Source organism: Streptomyces sp. NPDC052064, from assembly GCF_055585925.1.
Genome location: NZ_JBVJJE010000003.1, coordinates 105,498 through 123,121, shown reverse-complemented (window position 1 = coordinate 123,121; position 17,624 = coordinate 105,498). Strand labels below are relative to the sequence as shown.

Here is a 17,624-nt window from a genome sequence, read left to right as displayed (position 1 = left end):
CGCACATGCGCTGGTCCACCCGTAGGGACGCGCACCGCTCGGGTCAGCGTTCGAGACGGACCCGGCCGCCGACCTCGGTCCATCCGCCCGGCTGGGGCGCGGTCAGGATCTGGGAGCCCGCGCCCTGGGTGATGTTGAGGGCCCGGCCGAGCCGGTCGGTGAGCAGCAGGGCCGCCGCCCCGGTCGCCTCGTCCTCGTCGATCCCGTCGCCGCGTCCGGGGAAGGCCCGGGCCCGCACCCGTCCGGCGGGCTCGTCCTCCCACGCCCAGGCGTACACCCACTCCCCCGGTGGCGGCACGGCCAGGTCGTCGACCTCGGCGGCGCTGCCGTACTGCCGCAGGGTGCGCTCCGGCACCCACTCCGCCCGCGCCTCGATCCAGCAGAACTCCCCGTCCTGCCGGGCACCGACCACCCCGGCGGGCGTGACCAGCTCTGGCACGTCGAGCAGCCAGGCCGTCCCGACGCACGGGTGCCCGGCGAAGGGCAGGCGCAGGGTGGGCGTGTAGATGTCGATCACACCGCGCTCGGGGTCGTCGACGAACACGGTCTCACTGAACCCGAGTTTCGCGGCGAACGCCTGCCGGTCACTCCGCTCGGGCAGCACCGAACCCTCGCGCACGACACCGAGTTCGTTGCCGTATCCGCCGTTCGGCCCGCAGAAGACGCGGAGCACGTCGTAGTCAGTCACGGGGGCATTCAAACATCGTCCGGGCGGCCAGGTCGTCCCAAGTGGCCGACGACGACCGGGCGGTCACGGAGGCCCCGAGGTCTACGACCGGTCGGTGGAGGTTCTTCCGAAACCCGCGTACGGAAGCGCTCCCCATCACCCCGAGACGCGACCTTTGACCTTCCCTTGACCGCTTTATGGGGGCGATTTTGAGCCACTTAGGCAATCCCTCTATACCTTAGGTGAGCCTCACCTTCCCCGTCCTCCTGGAGCCCGCATGCGACCCGCCAGCCCCGTTTCCGTCGCGATCGCCGCCGCGGCGGTTCTGACCGTCGTCACCGGCTGCACGGAGAAGAGCAGCGCGAAGGACGGTGACCACGTGGTCCAGGTGACGGCCACGGACGACAAGTGCGAGGTGTCCAAGAAGGAGTTCCCTGCCGGGCACGTCGAACTGGCCGTGGAGAACAAGGGTTCCAAGGTCACCGAGGTCTACGTGCTCTTCCCCGACGACCGCGTGGTCACCGAGCGCGAGAACATAGGCCCCGGAACCAAGCAGCGGGTCACCGCGGAGGTGAAGGCCGGCGACTACCAGATCGCCTGCAAGCCCGGCATGAAGGGCAAGGGCATCCGCCAGGCCGTCAAGGCCACCGGCGGCAAGGCGGTCAAGCGCGACCCGCGCCTGGACGAGGCCGTGGCGGCCTACCGCGCCTACACGCAAGAGCAGGCCGACGAGACCCTGCCCAAGGCCGAAGCCTTCGCCCGGGCCGTCAAGGACGGCGACCTGGAAGCCGCGAAGAAGGCGTACGCCCCCTCCCGCATCGGCTGGGAACGCACCGAGCCGGTCGCCGAGTCCTTCGGCGACATCGACCCCAAGGTCGATGTCCGCGAGGACGGCCTGGAGGACGGCCAGGACCCCGCCACGGACTGGACCGGCTGGCACCGCCTGGAGAAGGCCCTCTGGCAGGACAAGAAGATCGGCGACCGGGAGAAGAAGCTCGCCGACCAGCTCATCACCGACCTGAAGGACTGGCAGGAGCGGGTCGGCAAGGCCGACATCACCCCGACCTCGATGGCCAACGGCGCCAAGGAACTCCTCGACGAGGTCGCCACCGGCAAGGTCACCGGCGAGGAGGAGCGCTACTCGCACACCGACCTGGTCGACTTCAAGGCCAACGTCGAGGGCGCGCAGAAGGCGTACGAGCTGCTCAAGCCGGTCGCGCAGGAGAACGACAAGGCCCTCACCACGGAACTGGACAGGCAGTTCGCCGCCCTGGACACGCTGCTCGACAAGTACCGCCCGGACACGACGTCGTACGACTTCACCTCGTACGACAAGGTCGGCAAGGCCGACCGGAAGGAGCTCTCCGACGCGGTCAACGCGCTGGCGGAGCCCCTGTCGAAGCTCGCTGCCGCAGTCGCGAAGTAGAGGCCGCGCCCATGACGGACAACGACATCGGCACGCCGTCTCCCTCCCGGCGCTCCCTGCTCGGCTGGGGCGGCGCGGGTCTGGCACTCGGCGCCGCCGCGGCGGGCGGAGCGGTGGCCATGGCCCGCACCGACGACGACTCCGCGCCGGGGGCCGGAACCGCGATCGCCTTCCACGGCCCGCACCAGGCGGGCATCGCCACCCCCGTCCAGGACCGGCTGCACTTCGCCGCGTTCGACGTGACGACCGACGACCGCGCGGAGTTCGTCCAGTTGCTGAAGGACTGGACGCAGGCCGCCCGCCGCATGGCGGCCGGGCACCCTGTCGGCGAAGGCGGCTATGGCGGCCTGCCCGAGGCACCCCCGGACGACACCGGCGAGGCCCTGGACCTCAAGCCCTCCCGCCTGACCCTCACGATCGGCTTCGGCCCGAGTCTGTTCGAGAAGTTCGGCCTGGCGGAACAACGACCGGCCGCCCTGGTGGATCTGCCGAAGTTCGCGGGCGACAACCTGGACAAGAACCGCAGCGGAGGCGACCTGTGCGTCCAGGCCTGCGCGGACGACCCGCAGGTCGCCGTGCACGCCATCCGCAACCTGGCCCGCATCGGCTTCGGCAAGGTCGTCATCCGCTGGTCGCAGCTCGGCTTCGGCAAGACGTCGTCGACGACGCCCGAGGCACAGACGCCACGCAACCTGATGGGCTTCAAGGACGGCACCCGCAACATCGCGGGCACGGAGACGGACCGGCTGAAGAAGTTCGTGTGGGTGGCCGAGAAGGACGGCCCGTCCTGGATGACGAACGGCTCCTACCTCGTCGCCCGCCGCATCCGCATGCACATCGAGACCTGGGACCGCACCTCGCTCCAGGAGCAGGAGGACATCTTCGGCCGTGACAAGGGCGAGGGCGCCCCGGTCGGCAAGGCGAAGGAGCGCGACGAGCCGTTCCTGAAGGCCATGAAGCCCGACGCGCACGTCCGGCTCGCGCACCCCGACGCCAACCACGGGTCGACGATCCTGCGCCGCGGCTACTCCTTCACCGACGGCACGGACGGACTGGGCCGCCTGGACGCGGGCCTGTTCTTCCTGGCCTACCAGCGGGACGTCCGCGAGGGCTTCATCCCGATCCAGCGCAACCTGGCCACGGACGCGCTCAACGAGTACATCCAGCACGTGGGTTCGGCGCTCTTCGCCATCCCGCCGGGCGTCCGTGACAAGGACGACTGGTGGGGCCGGACGCTGTTCTCCAAGGAGGTCTGAGCCCGTTGTTCTCCAACTACCTGATCGGCCTGCGCGAGGGACTGGAAGCGAGCCTCGTCGTCTGCATCCTCATCGCCTACCTGGTGAAGACGGACCGCAGGGACGCGCTGCGGCCGATCTGGATCGGCATCGGCATCGCGGTCGCCCTCGCGCTCGGCTTCGGCTGCGTTCTCGAATTCGGCTCGCAGGAGCTGACGTTCGAGGCGCAGGAGGCGCTCGGCGGCTCCCTGTCGATCGTCGCGGTGGGGCTGGTGACGTGGATGGTGTTCTGGATGCGGCGCACCGCCCGGCACCTGAAGTCCGAACTGCACGGCAAGCTGGACGCGGCCCTCGCCATGGGCACGGGCGCGCTGGTCGCCACGGCGTTCCTGGCGGTGGGCCGGGAGGGTCTGGAAACGGCCCTGTTCGTCTGGGCCTCGGTCCACGCGGCGAGCGACGGCAGTCCGCGTCCCCTTCTCGGTGTCGCCCTGGGCCTGTTGACGGCGGTCCTCCTGGGCTGGCTGTTCTACCGGGGCGCCCTGCGCATCAACCTCGCCCGGTTCTTCACCTGGACCGGCGGCATGCTGGTCGTCGTGGCCGCGGGCGTACTGGCGTACGGCTTCCACGACTTGCAGGAGGCCCGCTTCCTGCCGGGCGAGAAGGACCTGGCCTTCGACATCAGCGACACCGTCGATCCGTCCAGCTGGTACGGCACCCTCCTGAAGGGCATCTTCAACTTCCAGCCCGACCCGACCGTCCTCCAGGTCACGGTGTGGCTGCTGTACCTGATCCCGACCCTGGCGCTGTTCCTGTCACCGGCGGGTTTCGGACGGGGCCGGACCACGACAACGCCGGTGCGCGACAGGGCGTGACGGGCACTCGACGTCGCTGCCGGCGCGGGGTGGGTCCGCGGCCCGGTGTGGCGGGGTGCCGCTTCTCCGGGACGGGCACCCCCGGCGCGGCCCCGACCACCACCACCGCGTAGGCCCGACAGCCCGACCTCCCCAGGTACACCCACCCCCGCCCGACCGCCGGAGGCACCCGGTAGGGTTCGCCTCCGGAAAGGGGAAGGTGAAGGAACCCGATGAGCAGGGATCGCGACCCTCGAACGCTCCGCAGGTCCGCCCGGAGCGCCCTCATAGCGGCCTCGGTGACCGCTTTGTCGTTGACGGCGAGCGGATGCGTCGTGGTGCACGGCGAACGGGAGATCCTCCCGTCCACCACCCGCGCCGAAGCCGCCAAGGCCCTCCAGGAGTTCACGACCGCGTACAACGAGGCCGACAAGGCCTACGACGCCTCCCTGGACGCCGACCACACCACCGGTGCCCTGGCCGACATCGACTCGGCACGCCTGAAGGCCGGGAAGGCGAACAGCCCGGAGGGCAACCCGAGCCACACTCCCCTGGAGCTGACGGACGCGAAGTACACGATCCCCAAGAAGGCCGGCTGGCCCCGCTGGTTCCTCGTCGACGCGGCGGGCAACAAGGGCGGCAAGGCCCGCTGGCTGCTCGTGTTCACCCGCAGCAGCCTGGACGACCCCTTCCAGGTCGCGTACCTCACCCTCGTCGCGCCGGGAAAGGTCCCGGAGTTCAAGAAGGACGCGGACGGCTGGGCCGAGTCCGTCCCCGTGAACTCGACCGGCCTGGCCGCCGGCCCCGGCGACCTGAGCCAGGACTACACGGCCTACCTCAAGAACGGCGGAGACACCTTCGCGGACGGCTCCCACACCAGCCAGTGGCGCGCCCTGCGCGTGAAGAACTCCAAGAAGCCGGGCCTGGTCACCCAGTACATCGACGAACCGCTGACGAACGGCGACTACCAGCCCCTCGCCCTGCGCACGGCGGACGGCGGCGCACTGGTGTTCTTCACCACACGGCACTACGAGAAGCAGACGGCCTACGCGGGCACGTCGTTCCCCGTCCCCAACAAGGACGTTCTCGCGCTGACGACCGGCGAGATCAAGCAGTCCCTCATGATGGAGTTCGTCTCCAACGAGGTGGCGCTGGACCCGCCGAAGGGCAGCGGAAACCAGCAGGTGACGATCCTCGGCCGGATCCAGGGAATGACGTCGGCGGAAGGCTCGTAGACAGAGGCAGAAAAGGACAGGCCAGGACAGGACAGGCCAGGACAGGTCAGGTCAGGACAGAGCCGGGTCGGCTCAGTGCCGCAGCGGCCAGGCCGCCCCGGCGTGGTCGGCGTCCTCACCGACGTACCGGGCGCAGGCCTCGGTCAGGGTCTCCAGCAGAGTCAGCGGATCCGGCAGCGGATGCTCGGGCCCGCGCACCCAGTGCACCGTCTGGTCCTCCCCGGGCAGCCGCGCCGGCGGCATGAGGACGTAGGAGCCACGGCAGTGCCACCGCAGCCCGGGGTGCTCGTCCATCGTCTCGGGGTGGCAGTCCAGTTCGCACGGCCACCACTCGTCCTCGTCCTCCGGCGTCCCGCGGGTGAGGGTGAACAACAGCATGCGGCCGTCGTCGCTCTCGGCGACGGGCCCGACCTCGACACCGTCGGCGAGCAGCCGCTCCAACGCACTGCGACCGGCATCGAGGGGCACGTCGAGGACGTCGTGCACCATGCCGGTCGCGGTGATGAAGTTGGCCTGCGGCTGATGGCGGGCCCAGCGTTCGATCTGGGCGCGGTCGGTGGTCGACTGCGTCTGCCAGGCGAAGGACACCGGATGCCGGGCCGGGGTGGGACAGCCGACGCGGTCGCAGGAGCAGCGATAGCCGACCGGGTGGGCGGCGGGCGCGAGCGGTAGTCCCGCGCCGGCGGCGGCGAGCAGCAGGGCCTCACGGCCGCCGTCACCGGCGGTCTCCTTCGGCCGGCGCCCGGCGCGCAGCCACTGGGTGAGCTTGCCCTGCAGGCCGGTCCGGCCGCCGTACTCCGCGCTCATCTATCCCCTCGCCTCGCTGTCGTGCGGAACAGCATGCCCTATGGTCCCATCTTCCAGCGCGCCGGGGGGCCAGTGCCCACATCCGGGGCAGGAGGGCCGAGACACGTACCGGTGGGGCGAGCCATATGCCCGTGGGGCGAGGCGCACTCCGCACCGTGATCGGGTGTCATTGCACGCTTTGCCATGACATGGCGTCCTACCGTGGTCGCCATGGTCACAAGGATCGCGCTGACGGGCCTCGCCTCCGCGGTTTCCGTGGTCTCGCTGACCCTCACGGGACCGGTCGGTGCCGCCCCGGCCCTGTCGCTGGAGCGGCGCACCGGCCCGCTGGAGTGGGGCACCGGCCCCCTGACCGTGGCGGCGCTCCCCCGGATCACCTACGTCGCCCACCGCGGCGGCGCCCACGAGGTCCCCGAGAACAGCATGACGGGGCTGATGGCCGCCTACGAGCGCGGTACGGCGCAGGTGCTGGACTTCGACACGCGGCTGCTGCGCGACGGCACGCCGGTCGTGTTCCACGACGAGACCCTGAACCGCACCACATACCTGGGCGGCGAGGTGCGAGGCCTGGACGCCCGGGAGTGGCAGGGCGTCCGGCTGCGCCCGAAGGACGCGCTGCCCGGCAGCTGGCGGTCGGAGCGGCCGCCGACGGTCGCGGAGGTGCTGGATCGTTTCGGCGGGCGGATCGTGCTGATGCTGGAGGCGAAGGACCCGCGCAGTCTCGACCGGCTGGCGGCCCTGATCCGGGCCCGCGGACTGACCCGCTCGGTGTTCGTGAACTCCAACGACCCGGAGGTCGCCCGGCGCGCCCATCGCCTGGGTCTGCTCGCCCAGTTGTGGCGCTCGGCGTGGCAACTGCGCACGGACCGCCCGGAGCGCTGGCGGTCGTACGTGGACCTGCTGGACGTGGACCACGAGGCGCGTGACGCGGATCTCGTGCGGGCGGTGAACTCGGGGATCCGGCGGGTGTGGGCGCACACCGTGGTGACGGACGCGCAGCGGGACCGGGTGCTGGCGCTGGGCTGCGACGGGGTGATCACGGACGCGCCGGGGCGCCTCGCGCGGGCCGCTCAGCGGGGCGCGAGGCCGTGAAGGGCGTAGTCGACGAGGGTGTCGGTGTACTCGTAGGAGATCGGGCCGGTGTGCTGGAGCCAGCGCTGGGCGAGCGGGGAGATGAAGAATTCCAGGGCGATGCGCGGGTCGATGTCGGGCCGCACCTGCCCGGCGTCCTGTGCGGCGCGCAGCCGGCCGATGTAGAGGTCGAGTGAGGGCTGCATGAGCTTGGCCACGAGCTCGCGACCGAGCTGCTCGTTGACGACGCCCTCGGCGGCCAGCGCGCGGGACGGCGCCTCGAACCTCGGGTCGCGCAGCTGGTCGACGGTGGCGCGCAGGACGGCCTTGACGTCGGCGGCGACGTCGCCGGTGTCGGGGAAGGCGTACGGCTCCGGCCCCGCTTCCCGCAGGGACTGCTCACTCAGGTCGAGGAACGCCTCCATCAGCACGTCCGCCTTCGACGACCACCAGCGGTAGATCGTCTGCTTCCCGACACCGGCGCGGGCGGCGATGCCCTCGATGGTGGTCTTCGGATAGCCGGCCTCCACGACGAGCGCGAGGGCGGCGTCATAGATGGCGCGGCGGGACTTCTCGCTGCGCCGGGATGCGTCGGGGGCGGGCTTGCCGGGGGCGGGCGGGGCGGACTTCTGTGCGGCCATGGGTCGAATTTATCAGGTTGACAAGACGGAACGTCTCGCGGACAGTGGAGGAACATGCGCGAGACGAACCGTCTCGTCGCGGGGGTCGATCAGAGAAGGAGCCCGACATGACCCGAGGTGGAGCCGGAAACCTGCTGGGTGTCGGCGGATCGCGCCAGAAGCTCGGCCGCAAGGCGCTGCGCGGCGGCGGCCGGGGCGGCCGGATCGGCGGCGGCCTCGACCCGCAGGCCCAGAAACGGGAGCTGCTGCGCAAGCTCCAGGAGAAGCGGCAGCAGCAGGAACGACAGGAGGGCCGTACGACCGACGCGTCGTCGTGAGCCTCCCCCGCCCGGGGGAGGCCGTCCCCTCGCGCGCGGGATCCTCCCGGGATGTCCGGCGGATGTACTGAACGCGGTCGTGACACCGCGACCGACGGACACCCGGGAGGACTCCCCATGCGCGTGTGGACGAGACGACGACTGCTCACTTCGGCGGCGACGGCCGTCTCGGCGGCGGGTCTCGCCGCGACGACGGCCTGCCCGCCCGGGCGGCGGCCGGAGCGGCCCGTCCCGGCACCGGCGACATCGCGGACGCGCTGCGGGCACTGCCCGGTCTGCGGCTGATCGAGGAGCGGCAGGACGCCGAACCGGGCTACCGGCACTTCGTCCTGGGCCTGCGCCGGCCGGTCGACCACAGGAACCCCGCGGCCGGCACCTTCGAGCAGCGCCTCACCCTGCTGCACACCGCCGCCGATCGTCCCATGGTCCTCGCCACCACGGGCTACCACGCGGTCGTCTCGCCCTGGCGGAGCGAACCGACGATCCTGCTCGGTGCCAACCAACTCCAGGTGGAACACCGCTACTTCGGCACGTCACGCCCGGCGGGGACCGGCTACGCCCACCTCACGATCCGCCAGGCCGCCGACGACCACCACCGCGTCGTCCGCCCTCTTCCGCCGGCTCTACCCCGGCGCGTGGGTCTCCACCGGCAGCAGCAAGGGCGGCACGGCGACGGTCTACCACCGCCGCTTCCACCCCCAGGACGTGGACGGCACGGTGGTCTACTCGGCCCCGAACGACGTCGACGACCGTGACGACTCCGCGTACCTGCGCTTCCTCGAGGCGGTCGGCACCCCCGCAGGCCGCGAGGCCGTCAAGTCCGCGCAGCGGCGGCTGTTGCTCGACCGGGCCGGGATGGTCGCCCGTTACGAGGCCTGGGCGGCCGCCAACAACGACACCTTCCGCATCATCGGCAGCGCCGACCAGGCCTTCGAGATCGCCGTGCTGCGCGTGCTGTTCATGTTCTGGCAGCGGGGCAGCGCGGCCGATGTCGCCACGATCCCCGGCCCGGAGGCGACGGCCGACGAGCTGTACACCTGGCTCGACGACACGGCGGGGCTTCATTTCTACGCCGACACGGCGGGGCGGCGGTACGTCCCGTACTGGTACCAGATCGGCACGCAGCTGGGGTACGGCGATGTGCCCACCGACCATCTGGCGGACCTGCTGCGCCACTCGGGCGGCATCGAGGCGCGCACCTTCGTCCCCCGGGACATCCCCATGGCCTTCGACGCGGCGGCCATGCCGGGCATCGACCGCTGGGCCCGCCGGCGCGGCAGCCGGATGCTGGTCGTCAACGGCACCCAGGACCCTTCCGTGGCCGAGTACTTCGACCCCGGCGGCCACGACTCCCGGGTCCTCTGGGTCCCGGGAGGCAATCACAACATCGAGATCGCGAACCTGTCCCCCGCCGACCGGGCGTCGGCGGAGGAGGCGTTGTTCCGCTGGGTCGGTCAGGAGTACTTCACGCACACGTTGGGCACGTAGCCCACGGTGCCGCGGTAGTTGACCTTGCGCCAGTAGTGGTAGCTCTTGATGCCGCAGGCGTTCTTGTACGAGCCGCCGTCGACACCCTTGATGTCACAGCCCTTGGTGCCCTTGTACCAGAGGCGCAGGATGGTCGACTTGGTGCTGGCCGACTTGCGCACATTGACGTTCGAAAGCGCCGTGAGGCTCTTGCACTTCGCCGTGGCCGCGACGGTGGTCATGTCGTCGTTCCGCACGGTCGCCGTGCCGGAGGCACTCGGCACGAACCCGGCCAGGGCCAGGGCCGCGACCGCCACCGGGGCGATCAGAAGCTTCTTCAAAGGGTCCTCCCGTTTCTGTGGTACGCCTTGCTCACGCCCGAGGGCGCGAAGTTGATCTTATGCGTACCTGACAGGAGCTCCGATCATGGTGCCGGGGGCCAGGCGTCGCCCCAGTCGGCGTCCCGCGCCGCCTTGTAAAGATCGCCGTGGCGTTTGGTGACGGTGGTGCGGTGCAGGGACGGTTCCGTCTCGCACAGGTCGAGGAGGACCTGGCCCTTGCGGATCTGCGGGCGCCGTACGACACGGGACGGTGCCGGGGTGACGGGGAAGCGGGCGGCGGCTACGTAGCTGAACTTCTCGTCCTCGTAGGGGAGGGAGCCGCCCTTGACCTGGCGGTGCAGGGAGGACCGGCTGACCCGGGCGGAGAAGTGGCACCAGTCCGTGCCCGGGGCGATGGGGCAGGCGGCGCTGTGCGGGCAGGGGGCGGCGACGTGGAAGCCGGCGTCGATCAGCCTGTCGCGGGCTTCGATGACGCGGGCGTAGCCGTCGGGGGTGCCCGGCTCGACGATCACCACGGCCTGGGCCGCGGCCGCGGTGGCGTCGACGAGGGCGGTGCGGTCGGGGGCCGTCAGCTCGTTGAGGACGTAGGAGACGGTGACGAGATCAGTGCTCTCCAAGGTGAGCGCCGCTCCGATCCGAGAGCGCTGCCACCGTACGTCCCGCAGCGCCGGGTCGGCCGCGGCGATCTCCCGGCCGAGCGCGAGCGCGGGCTCGGCCCAGTCGAGCACGGTGACGGGCCGCTTCCCGCCCCAGGTCGCGCTCACGGCCCAGGCGGCGGCGCCGGTTCCGCCACCGACGTCGGTGTGCCCGCCCGGCCCCCACCCGGGCACGGCCTCCGCGAACGCCTCCAGCGCGGAGCGGACCGCTTCGAAGGTCGCGGGCATGCGGTAAGCGGCGTAGGCGGCGACATCGGCCCGGTCGCGGAGGATCGGGGCGTCGGTCGGGGTGGCCCCGCGGTAGCTGGCGATCAGTCGCTCGACCGCCTGCGCGGCCTGCCGGGGCGGCAACCCGTCGAGCAGACCGGCGAGGGCGGCGCGGAGGGTTTCGGCCGGGGGTGCGGGGGCGTTCACGCGGCGATTCTACGAGGCCCCGAGCCCGGGGACTCACCCGTCCGGCCGTGACGGAGAGACCGGTCGGATGGAGCTGATCGCGATGGCCGACGGCTACCGCGAATCGGCCGAGTCCCGGGCCGACCTGCTACGCGATGGCGCCCGGCGCGGGATGCGCACCCCGCTTCTGGCCGTCGGTGACGGAGCGCTCGGCTTCTGGAAGCCCCTCGCGGAGGTCTTGACGCGGCCACCTCGCGAACGCCCTGAAGCCCATGCAGCCTGACACACCTCAACACGACACCCGCTTCAGGAGAGAGGCTGGGGCGCCGGGCGGTTGACCTGGGCTTCTTTGACCGAGCTGACACGCGCGGCTTCGTCCGCCAGTAACCCCTCTTGACCATGCCGGACCCCCAGATCTGGCACGACTGTGGCACGAGGTGGCGGGCTTGCTGTGGTCCTTGCCCTCCAGGCAGAAGTTCACCTGCATCCTCATCATGGACGACGAACGCCAGCCTGGTTCGGTACTGCGAGTAGGGCTTCACGCACGTCCGGACCGTGGATCTCCCACATCGGCGTTCGGCGTTCGGCGTTCGGCGTTCGGCGTTCGGCGTTCGGGCGCGCTTTATCAGCGGCCGGCCCCGGTACCCCGGTGTCACTGAGGTTTTCTCAGTGGCGAAATTCTTCCCATCCCGTTTGGCGCTGATCGTCGCGATGACAGCTCCGTCGCTGACTGGGAGCGACATGTCAACGAGCAGCGCCCCTGCCATCGGGTAGGACGTTGCGCGAGATGGTCTGTTTCAGGATGCCTTTTGGTCGGCGGGCTTCTCGATCTCGGTGGTCACCCGTGCCCCTCGGAAGAGCACCGGGAGCCACAGGAGACATGCCAGCAGGGGGACCGCGGCGTAGGTGGCCATGCCCACACTGGAGCCCAACCCGTCCATGAGCGCGCCGAGGACGAGATAGCCGATGCCGATGAGCGCCGACTCCACGAATGCGATCATCGACAGCAGGCTCGCCCGGTGGCGCGACGGCACTGCCTCGTTGAACACGTTGTCCACGATCACGGCGGTGATCTCGGGAATCCCGGCCAGGACCAGGAACGCGGCGATGGTGACCCAGACAAGGCCGAGGCCGCTCAGGCCGAGCGCCACGGCGAGCGTGAGGAGAGACACCGGGACGATGACCCGATACCCGATGCGCCGGTCCGCGCGGTCTGACAGCAATGGAGTGAGCCCGCCGGCGAAGAATCCCGCCGCTATGACCACGCTGACCAATGCGGTGCCCGCTCCCTGATCGGAGAGGGTCTTCTGCGTAAAAATGATGTACGGCGTCAAAGTCGCATGCATCAATCCGGACACCACGACAAGCGTCACGAGCGCCGGCGTGGCGACCCGAAGCATCGCCCGCCATGCTGTGGCGTCGCCGTGCTCCTCGGCTCCGTCCTGCTCGTCCACCGCGTCCGCGCCGCGGATCTCGGGCACCCCTGACATCAGCACCACCATGGCCAGGACGAGGCACGCCGCCGAACCGACGTAGACGACTCCCCAGGAAATCTGCTGCAGTTGGCCGCCGAGGACGATGGCGGCTCCCGAGGTGACCGTCCCGAGCATGGTGAACCGGGACTTGATCTTGACGTAGCTGGCCGTTGCATCACGACGCACGAGCAGGTCGTACAGCAGGGCGGTGTCCGAACCGGACACACATGCCATGCCCACGCCCTGCCCGATGAACAGCGCCAGGAACACCCAGTAGTTGGAGAACGCCACCTGACCGAGCAGACATCCAGCTATCAGTATCTGGCCGATCACGATGCCGGCACGCCTGCCGATTCGGTCGGCGATGACTCCCGTCGGCAACTCCGCAATCCCACTGACCAGGTAGAGCAGTGTCTGCAGTATGGCCACTTGCCCGACGGAGAAGCCGCGCTGATAAAGGAAGAGGACGAATACGCCGCGCTGGAACAGCGTGTTGGCGAGCACGGCGTATACGTAGAACGGGCGCGTGACACTTCGTGCTGCATCGTCGACTGCAGCCGACCCGCCAAGGGCCTCCGTGGTGCCGGTCATGCTGCGGGATCCCCCTGGTGACTCCGGTGATCATTAGTGTTGGGTCTCCGCCGCCGACCGGAACCTCCAGTCCATACTTCGCGCAGGATATCGGGCCGGCCATCCGGGAACCGTTGCCAGCGCCGCGGCCCTCCTCGGTGGAGGTGTCAAATGCTGAGAGCAGTAGCGTGCATCTCCTGGAAACGGTTGCGTACATCTTGGAGCCAGCGTGGGCGTGAAGTCAGGGAGATCCCAGACCTCGTCACTGAGAAAGCTCGGCCATCTCTCTCGCGGCCTCCTCCGAGACCGCTCCTACGTCCACGATCCGCTTGATAGCGTCGAGCAGGCCGGAAGCCTGCATGCCAGCGGTCACGAGGGTTGCGTACCGTCCCCCGACCAACCGTCGAACTGCCTGATGCAGGAAAAACTCCAGCGTCGCGGCTTGGTGGACCATGAAGCCAAGCGCTAGGTCAAGCTCCTTCTGCTCTGGGTGCATTTCCCAGAGGCGGCGGTACTGTGCAATGTCCCTGCGTTCTGCCATGGATGGAAGTCTCGCGTACGTCTGCTGTCCAAGGCATCGAGTATTTCAAGGGCTCGCGCCAAGTGCGTGCTGGCCCTCTGAGGCTCGACCCCTCTGCACCTCGGCCCAAGGCCAGGCCCTCAGCTTGGGAGCTGCGGAACTCTGCGCCCGCTGAGCGCGCTGCATTGGACGAACGGCCGGGCCATCGCCTCGTCAGGATCGACTGCTTTCACCGTGATTCCCCGCTGTTCCCCGCTCGATATGGTGCGGTTGTGGTGCGGGACTCAGCGCCGCACGGTCGACGGACGACCCGGGGCGCGGTTCAGGGAGTGATGTCGGCCGGTGCCTGTGGTGGTGGTGGTCGGGATTCAACAGCATGTGGGTGTCGATGAAATGGAGGGCCTCGTCCTTACGTTCGTCGGGGGGCCACCCGGAAGCCCACCGGCGCAGGCGCTCGGCCAATTCCCTCGCTTCCGTCCCGGTGATCCGGCCGCTGAGCACCATGGCATGGCAGCGCGCGATGATGGTGACGCGTGGGCGGAACACGGCGGCGTTCATGGAGAACGGCAGGGCGATCCAGCGCTGGATGCAGTCGTCCACCCAGGCGGCCCCCACCCCAGTGGTGAATCCGATTGCGAGCTGGCACATGAGGACGTCGAGGACGCCGTTGAGATTGCTCGCCGCCCCGCGCCCTTCGGCGTGATCGAGACAGAGCTCGACGGCGCGGAACCAGTCGCGGGTGCTCTCCCACGACGTGAGGTGGGGGCCCACCTGCGGGGCGGCCGCGGCCATACGCGGGACGACATCCTCGTGATCGGGGTTGGCTTGGACCCAGGAGAGCAGCGCCCTGAGGATCTTGGGATTCATGAGCCTCTTGCGCAGCACCCACTTGCTCATGAACGAGAAGTCCGGCGTCGGCATCCGCGCGTCGAGCCACTTCTCGATGAACCCGGTCAGTTGAGCGGGCACTTCTTCGCTCGGGAGCCGCCTGAGCAGCGCGCCTAGCACGAACTCGGCCCCCACGATGGCGGCGTGGTGGTCGGTGTCGAGCCAGGTGAGGGCGGCAGCTATGGCTTTCCCGGCCTCTCCGGGGGTGAGTTCGGTGCGGTCGAGCAGCGGATTGAGGACGAACTGCGCCTCCAGAGCCGTGGCGTGGCTGTCGGTGTCGAGCCAGGTGAACACGGTGGTGATGGCTTTGCGCGCGTCGTCGAGGGTGAGGTCGTCGCGCGAGAGAAGTGAGTTTAGGACAAACTGGGCGTCGAGGTGGATGCCGCGATCGTCCGCTCTGAACCAGGCGAACGTGGACGCGATGGCCTGCCGTACCTGGCTCGGCGTGAGGTCGGTGTGCTCAAGGAGCGGATCGAGGACGTAGCCGGCTTGGGCCGTGGTGATGTGGTCGTCGGTGTCGAGCCAGGCGAGGGCGGTGGTGATGGCTCGGCGCGTCTCGTCGTGGGTGAGGTCGGTGCGGTCGAGCAGGCTGTTGAGGACGAACTGGGCGTCGGAGTGTGCTTTGTGGTTGTCCGTGTCGAGCCAGGCGAGGGTGGTGGCGATGGCTTCGCGCGCGTTGTCGTGGGTGAGGTCGGTGCGGTCGAGTAGCGGGCTGAGGACGAATTGGGCGTCGAGGTGGGCGATGTGGTCGTCGGTGCTGAGCCAGGCGAGCGCGGTGGTGATGGCTTTCCGGGCGTCACCCGCACTGAGAATGTTCCGGGACAGCAGGGGCCGGAGCACGAACTTCGCCTCGTTCGTCTGCCCGTGGAACCTCAGCCACGCCAGTGCGGTGCGGACGAGGCGCTGGGCACTGTCGTCCGGTAGATACCGCAGTCCGCGGTAGAGGAGGTGGCGGGCGTTGACATCGGTGCCGAAGTCGGCGAGCCAGGGGCCGACGATCTGTTCCCAACAGTGGACCGCGGCGGCGGACCAGGGCGATCCCGAACAGACGGCGCCGAGGGCGTAGCTGCCGACGTTGGAGTCGTACCGCATGATGCGGCCGACGGTGTCGGCATGGTCGGTGAACCAGTCGTTGAGTACGGCGGTCACGGGGCCCGCGCGGTCGACCAGCGCCATGTCGTTGACGAGACGGGTCACGTTGACCGCGAAGCGCCCGACGGTGCGGGGGCTGGTCAGGCAGCCGGCGAGCATGGCGTACGAGCCGGCCACATCCGGGGTGGCGTCCCGCTCCGGCAGGAGAACGGACTCCATCAGCTGGTCCGCCACGATGTCGTGGGCGACGGAGAGCACGCCCTCGCTGTCGGACTCCAGCCAGCCCAGCGACACGAGGGTCGTCACCACGGCCTCGGCGCCCGGTACGTCGGCCACCGCCTCCCCGGTCGGCATGGCCTCGGTGAGGGCCGCCTGGGCAGCGGCCATGACGGGGGCGCGGGACTGGGGGCAGGCCGCGGCGGCCGCCGCGGCGGCCACCAGGACGTAGGAGGCGCGGGCAGGGGAGTAGGTGTTCGGACGTCCGGGCACGGTCAGCTCGTCCTCGCGGAGTCGGTTGACCAGCCAGACGGGCAGCTCGCCGCCTTCTCGCAGGCCTGCCGTCTCGGGCAGGGACAGCCTCGCCTCCATCCGGCGCTCCATCTCCCGAGCGACCAGCAGGGCCACAATCGGGCGGCGCCCGCAGATCGCCAGCATGCGGTCCATGCCCAGGCGGCGGATGGCCGTTGGCGCCAGGGTTGTCAGCGCATTGCTCGCCACCAGCCGCTGGAACTCGTCGTCCTGCCGCAGTTCCACCTCCTCGAACAGCTCGTTCAGCAGGGGACTGTTGGACTTCTTCAGCTTCAGCCAGCCCGGACGCACGGAGGCGAGCAGCGCAACGTGAACATGGCGGCGTCGGGCCTCGGGCAGCAGCTGGTGCCGCAGGGCCGTCAGATCGAGCTGCGCCTCGTTCAGGTAGTCGACGACCACCAGGACGGGGGTCGGCTCCGCGAACACTTCCTGAGCGATTCGCACGGTCACCGACTCTTCCTCGCCGGGCACCACGTGCAGGACCCGCCAGCACGCGTCCAGGGCGAGCCGGCCCACTTCCAGGCAGGTCCGAGTCTTGCCGGTGCCCGCCGCGCCCACCAGGAGCACGCCCGTGTCCCGCGCGTTGACCAACCGCACGAACAGATTCTCGGGCTCGGCCGGATGGTCGCTGCCCGGCGAGACGAAGGCCAGCCGGTCCGGCGTGAGGTTCTTCTTGAAGTCCGGGAAGCCGTCGATGAGTTCGTGCTGCGGGATGACCGGGCGCAGCGGCCCCTGTTCGTCGTCCTGCGGCAGACCGACCGGTACGGTCCAGGTCGGTACTCCGTTGCGGGCGAGCACGGCGCAGAACTCCGGATCGGCCAGCGCCGTGGCGATCGGCTCGGCCTCTGAGCTGTTGGTGCCCGCCGCTGGCAGTCGCTGCGCTTGCACTCCGATCAGCGTCCCGCTGCCCTCGGCGAACAGGGCGGCGCCGGACATGCCGAGCCAGGGGTCCGGCATGCCTCGCGCCGGTTCACGGGGCGGGGTGGTGGTGAATGTGAGATCCAGCAACCCCGACTTCATGTTCGAGCCGAGCTGCACGAACCCGGTGACTTGTTTGCTCTCGCGTCGTTGCAGTCCCTCCCTGCCCTTCGACTCGGGCCGCAGAGCGAAGGCGGGGAACCCGACCGAGGCGAAAGGGACGCTGCCCGCGCCCTCCGGCAGACGCCCGAAGACGGCGGCCGGAACCCTGTCCGGCACGGGCTCGTCGAGGCGCAGCAGCGCCAGATCCTGCGTGGTGCTCCGCCACACCTGCGTAGCGGGGTACTGGTCGTCACGTCCCCCGAGGAGGACCGTGCAGACGACGTCCTCCGCTTCGTCGCCGAAAAGGTGGCCCGCCGTGAGGACGAGCTGGGACGCGACACGGTAACCGGACCCGTACTCGGCCTTGTCGCTGCCTCTGACCAGGACCTCGGCCACCCGGGCCGTGTCGACAGGGCTCATTCAG

Annotated in this window: 15 protein-coding genes and 2 pseudogenes; 9 read left to right on the top strand and 8 right to left on the bottom strand. The window is 69.9% G+C overall.

From position 1 onward, the window contains the following. Nucleotides 1–43: 43 nt before the first annotated feature. Nucleotides 44–688: a PhzF family phenazine biosynthesis protein gene (locus ACZ6TU_RS08445; protein WP_467680775.1), complete on the bottom strand. Its 645-nt coding sequence runs from the start codon at nucleotides 686–688 to the stop codon at nucleotides 44–46. 256 nt (nucleotides 689–944) lie between these two features. Between ACZ6TU_RS08445 and efeO the strand changes: the two genes are divergently transcribed. The 4 genes from efeO to ACZ6TU_RS08425 all read left to right on the top strand — a co-directional run bounded on the left by efeO (nucleotide 945) and on the right by ACZ6TU_RS08425 (nucleotide 5,414). Further along, nucleotides 945–2,093, top strand: coding sequence for an iron uptake system protein EfeO (gene efeO / locus ACZ6TU_RS08440; protein ID WP_469547479.1), 1,149 nt, complete (start codon nucleotides 945–947; stop codon nucleotides 2,091–2,093). Between the two features lie 11 nt (nucleotides 2,094–2,104). Beyond that, entirely contained in the window at nucleotides 2,105–3,349 is a 1,245-nt protein-coding gene (gene efeB, locus ACZ6TU_RS08435) for an iron uptake transporter deferrochelatase/peroxidase subunit (RefSeq protein WP_467680771.1), read from the top strand. Between the two features lie 5 nt (nucleotides 3,350–3,354). Continuing rightward, nucleotides 3,355–4,200, top strand: a complete 846-nt coding sequence (gene efeU, locus ACZ6TU_RS08430; protein WP_467680769.1) for an iron uptake transporter permease EfeU — start codon at nucleotides 3,355–3,357, stop codon at nucleotides 4,198–4,200. Nucleotides 4,201–4,412: 212 nt separating this feature from the next. Then, nucleotides 4,413–5,414, top strand: a complete 1,002-nt coding sequence (locus ACZ6TU_RS08425) for an SCO2278 family lipoprotein (protein WP_467680767.1) — start codon at nucleotides 4,413–4,415, stop codon at nucleotides 5,412–5,414. Between the two features lie 72 nt (nucleotides 5,415–5,486). Here ACZ6TU_RS08425 and ACZ6TU_RS08420 read toward each other — a convergent pair whose 3' ends face one another. Next, a complete protein-coding gene (locus tag ACZ6TU_RS08420) occupies nucleotides 5,487–6,221 on the bottom strand; it encodes a bifunctional DNA primase/polymerase (protein ID WP_467680765.1) in 735 nt (244 codons plus the stop codon). Nucleotides 6,222–6,431: 210 nt separating this feature from the next. On the opposite strand from ACZ6TU_RS08420, the gene ACZ6TU_RS08415 reads away from it, so the two are divergent. Further along, the gene (locus ACZ6TU_RS08415) at nucleotides 6,432–7,313 is read left to right on the top strand and encodes a glycerophosphodiester phosphodiesterase (RefSeq protein WP_469547475.1); all 882 of its coding nucleotides are present in this window, start codon (nucleotides 6,432–6,434) and stop codon (nucleotides 7,311–7,313) included. Here ACZ6TU_RS08415 and ACZ6TU_RS08410 read toward each other — a convergent pair. Continuing rightward, on the bottom strand, nucleotides 7,292–7,933 hold the full coding sequence (locus ACZ6TU_RS08410; protein WP_467680761.1) for a TetR/AcrR family transcriptional regulator: 642 nt from the start codon (nucleotides 7,931–7,933) through the stop codon (nucleotides 7,292–7,294). The two genes, ACZ6TU_RS08415 and ACZ6TU_RS08410, sit on opposite strands and share 22 nt — an antisense overlap. A 107-nt stretch (nucleotides 7,934–8,040) precedes the next feature. Here ACZ6TU_RS08410 and ACZ6TU_RS08405 point away from each other — a divergent pair, with 107 nt between their 5' ends. From ACZ6TU_RS08405 to ACZ6TU_RS08395, 3 genes and pseudogenes are all read left to right on the top strand, one after another. Then, nucleotides 8,041–8,250 (top strand): DUF6243 family protein, encoded by a 210-nt coding sequence (locus tag ACZ6TU_RS08405; protein ID WP_467680759.1) that lies wholly within the window; start codon nucleotides 8,041–8,043, stop codon nucleotides 8,248–8,250. Between the two features lie 125 nt (nucleotides 8,251–8,375). After that, nucleotides 8,376–8,813 (top strand): annotated as a pseudogene (locus ACZ6TU_RS08400) (hypothetical protein); the annotation flags it as partial. Then, nucleotides 8,743–9,738 carry a hypothetical protein gene (locus tag ACZ6TU_RS08395; protein ID WP_469547473.1) on the top strand — a complete coding sequence of 332 codons (996 nt, stop codon included), beginning with the start codon at nucleotides 8,743–8,745 and terminating at the stop codon, nucleotides 9,736–9,738. The pseudogene ACZ6TU_RS08400 and the gene ACZ6TU_RS08395, both read left to right, overlap by 71 nt. Here ACZ6TU_RS08395 and ACZ6TU_RS08390 read toward each other — a convergent pair. Then, nucleotides 9,705–10,058, bottom strand: coding sequence for a hypothetical protein (locus ACZ6TU_RS08390; protein ID WP_467680915.1), 354 nt, complete (start codon nucleotides 10,056–10,058; stop codon nucleotides 9,705–9,707). The genes ACZ6TU_RS08395 and ACZ6TU_RS08390 overlap by 34 nt on opposite strands. An 83-nt stretch (nucleotides 10,059–10,141) precedes the next feature. Next, complete coding sequence (locus tag ACZ6TU_RS08385) at nucleotides 10,142–11,128, bottom strand: small ribosomal subunit Rsm22 family protein (protein WP_469547471.1); 987 nt, start codon at nucleotides 11,126–11,128, stop codon at nucleotides 10,142–10,144. 61 nt (nucleotides 11,129–11,189) lie between these two features. On the opposite strand from ACZ6TU_RS08385, the pseudogene ACZ6TU_RS08380 reads away from it, so the two are divergent. Next, nucleotides 11,190–11,369, top strand: a pseudogene (locus ACZ6TU_RS08380) (IS256 family transposase); the annotation flags it as partial. 535 nt (nucleotides 11,370–11,904) lie between these two features. On the opposite strand, the gene ACZ6TU_RS08375 reads toward ACZ6TU_RS08380, so the two are convergent. The 3 genes from ACZ6TU_RS08375 to ACZ6TU_RS08365 form a co-directional block, all read right to left on the bottom strand. Next, the gene (locus ACZ6TU_RS08375; protein ID WP_467680753.1) at nucleotides 11,905–13,173 is read right to left on the bottom strand and encodes an MFS transporter; all 1,269 of its coding nucleotides are present in this window, start codon (nucleotides 13,171–13,173) and stop codon (nucleotides 11,905–11,907) included. A gap of 241 nt (nucleotides 13,174–13,414) precedes the next feature. After that, nucleotides 13,415–13,693 (bottom strand): hypothetical protein, encoded by a 279-nt coding sequence (locus ACZ6TU_RS08370; protein WP_467680752.1) that lies wholly within the window; start codon nucleotides 13,691–13,693, stop codon nucleotides 13,415–13,417. 192 nt (nucleotides 13,694–13,885) lie between these two features. Further along, a complete protein-coding gene (locus ACZ6TU_RS08365) occupies nucleotides 13,886–17,620 on the bottom strand; it encodes a trypsin-like peptidase domain-containing protein (RefSeq protein WP_469547469.1) in 3,735 nt (1,244 codons plus the stop codon). Between the last annotated feature and the right edge of the window lie 4 nt (nucleotides 17,621–17,624).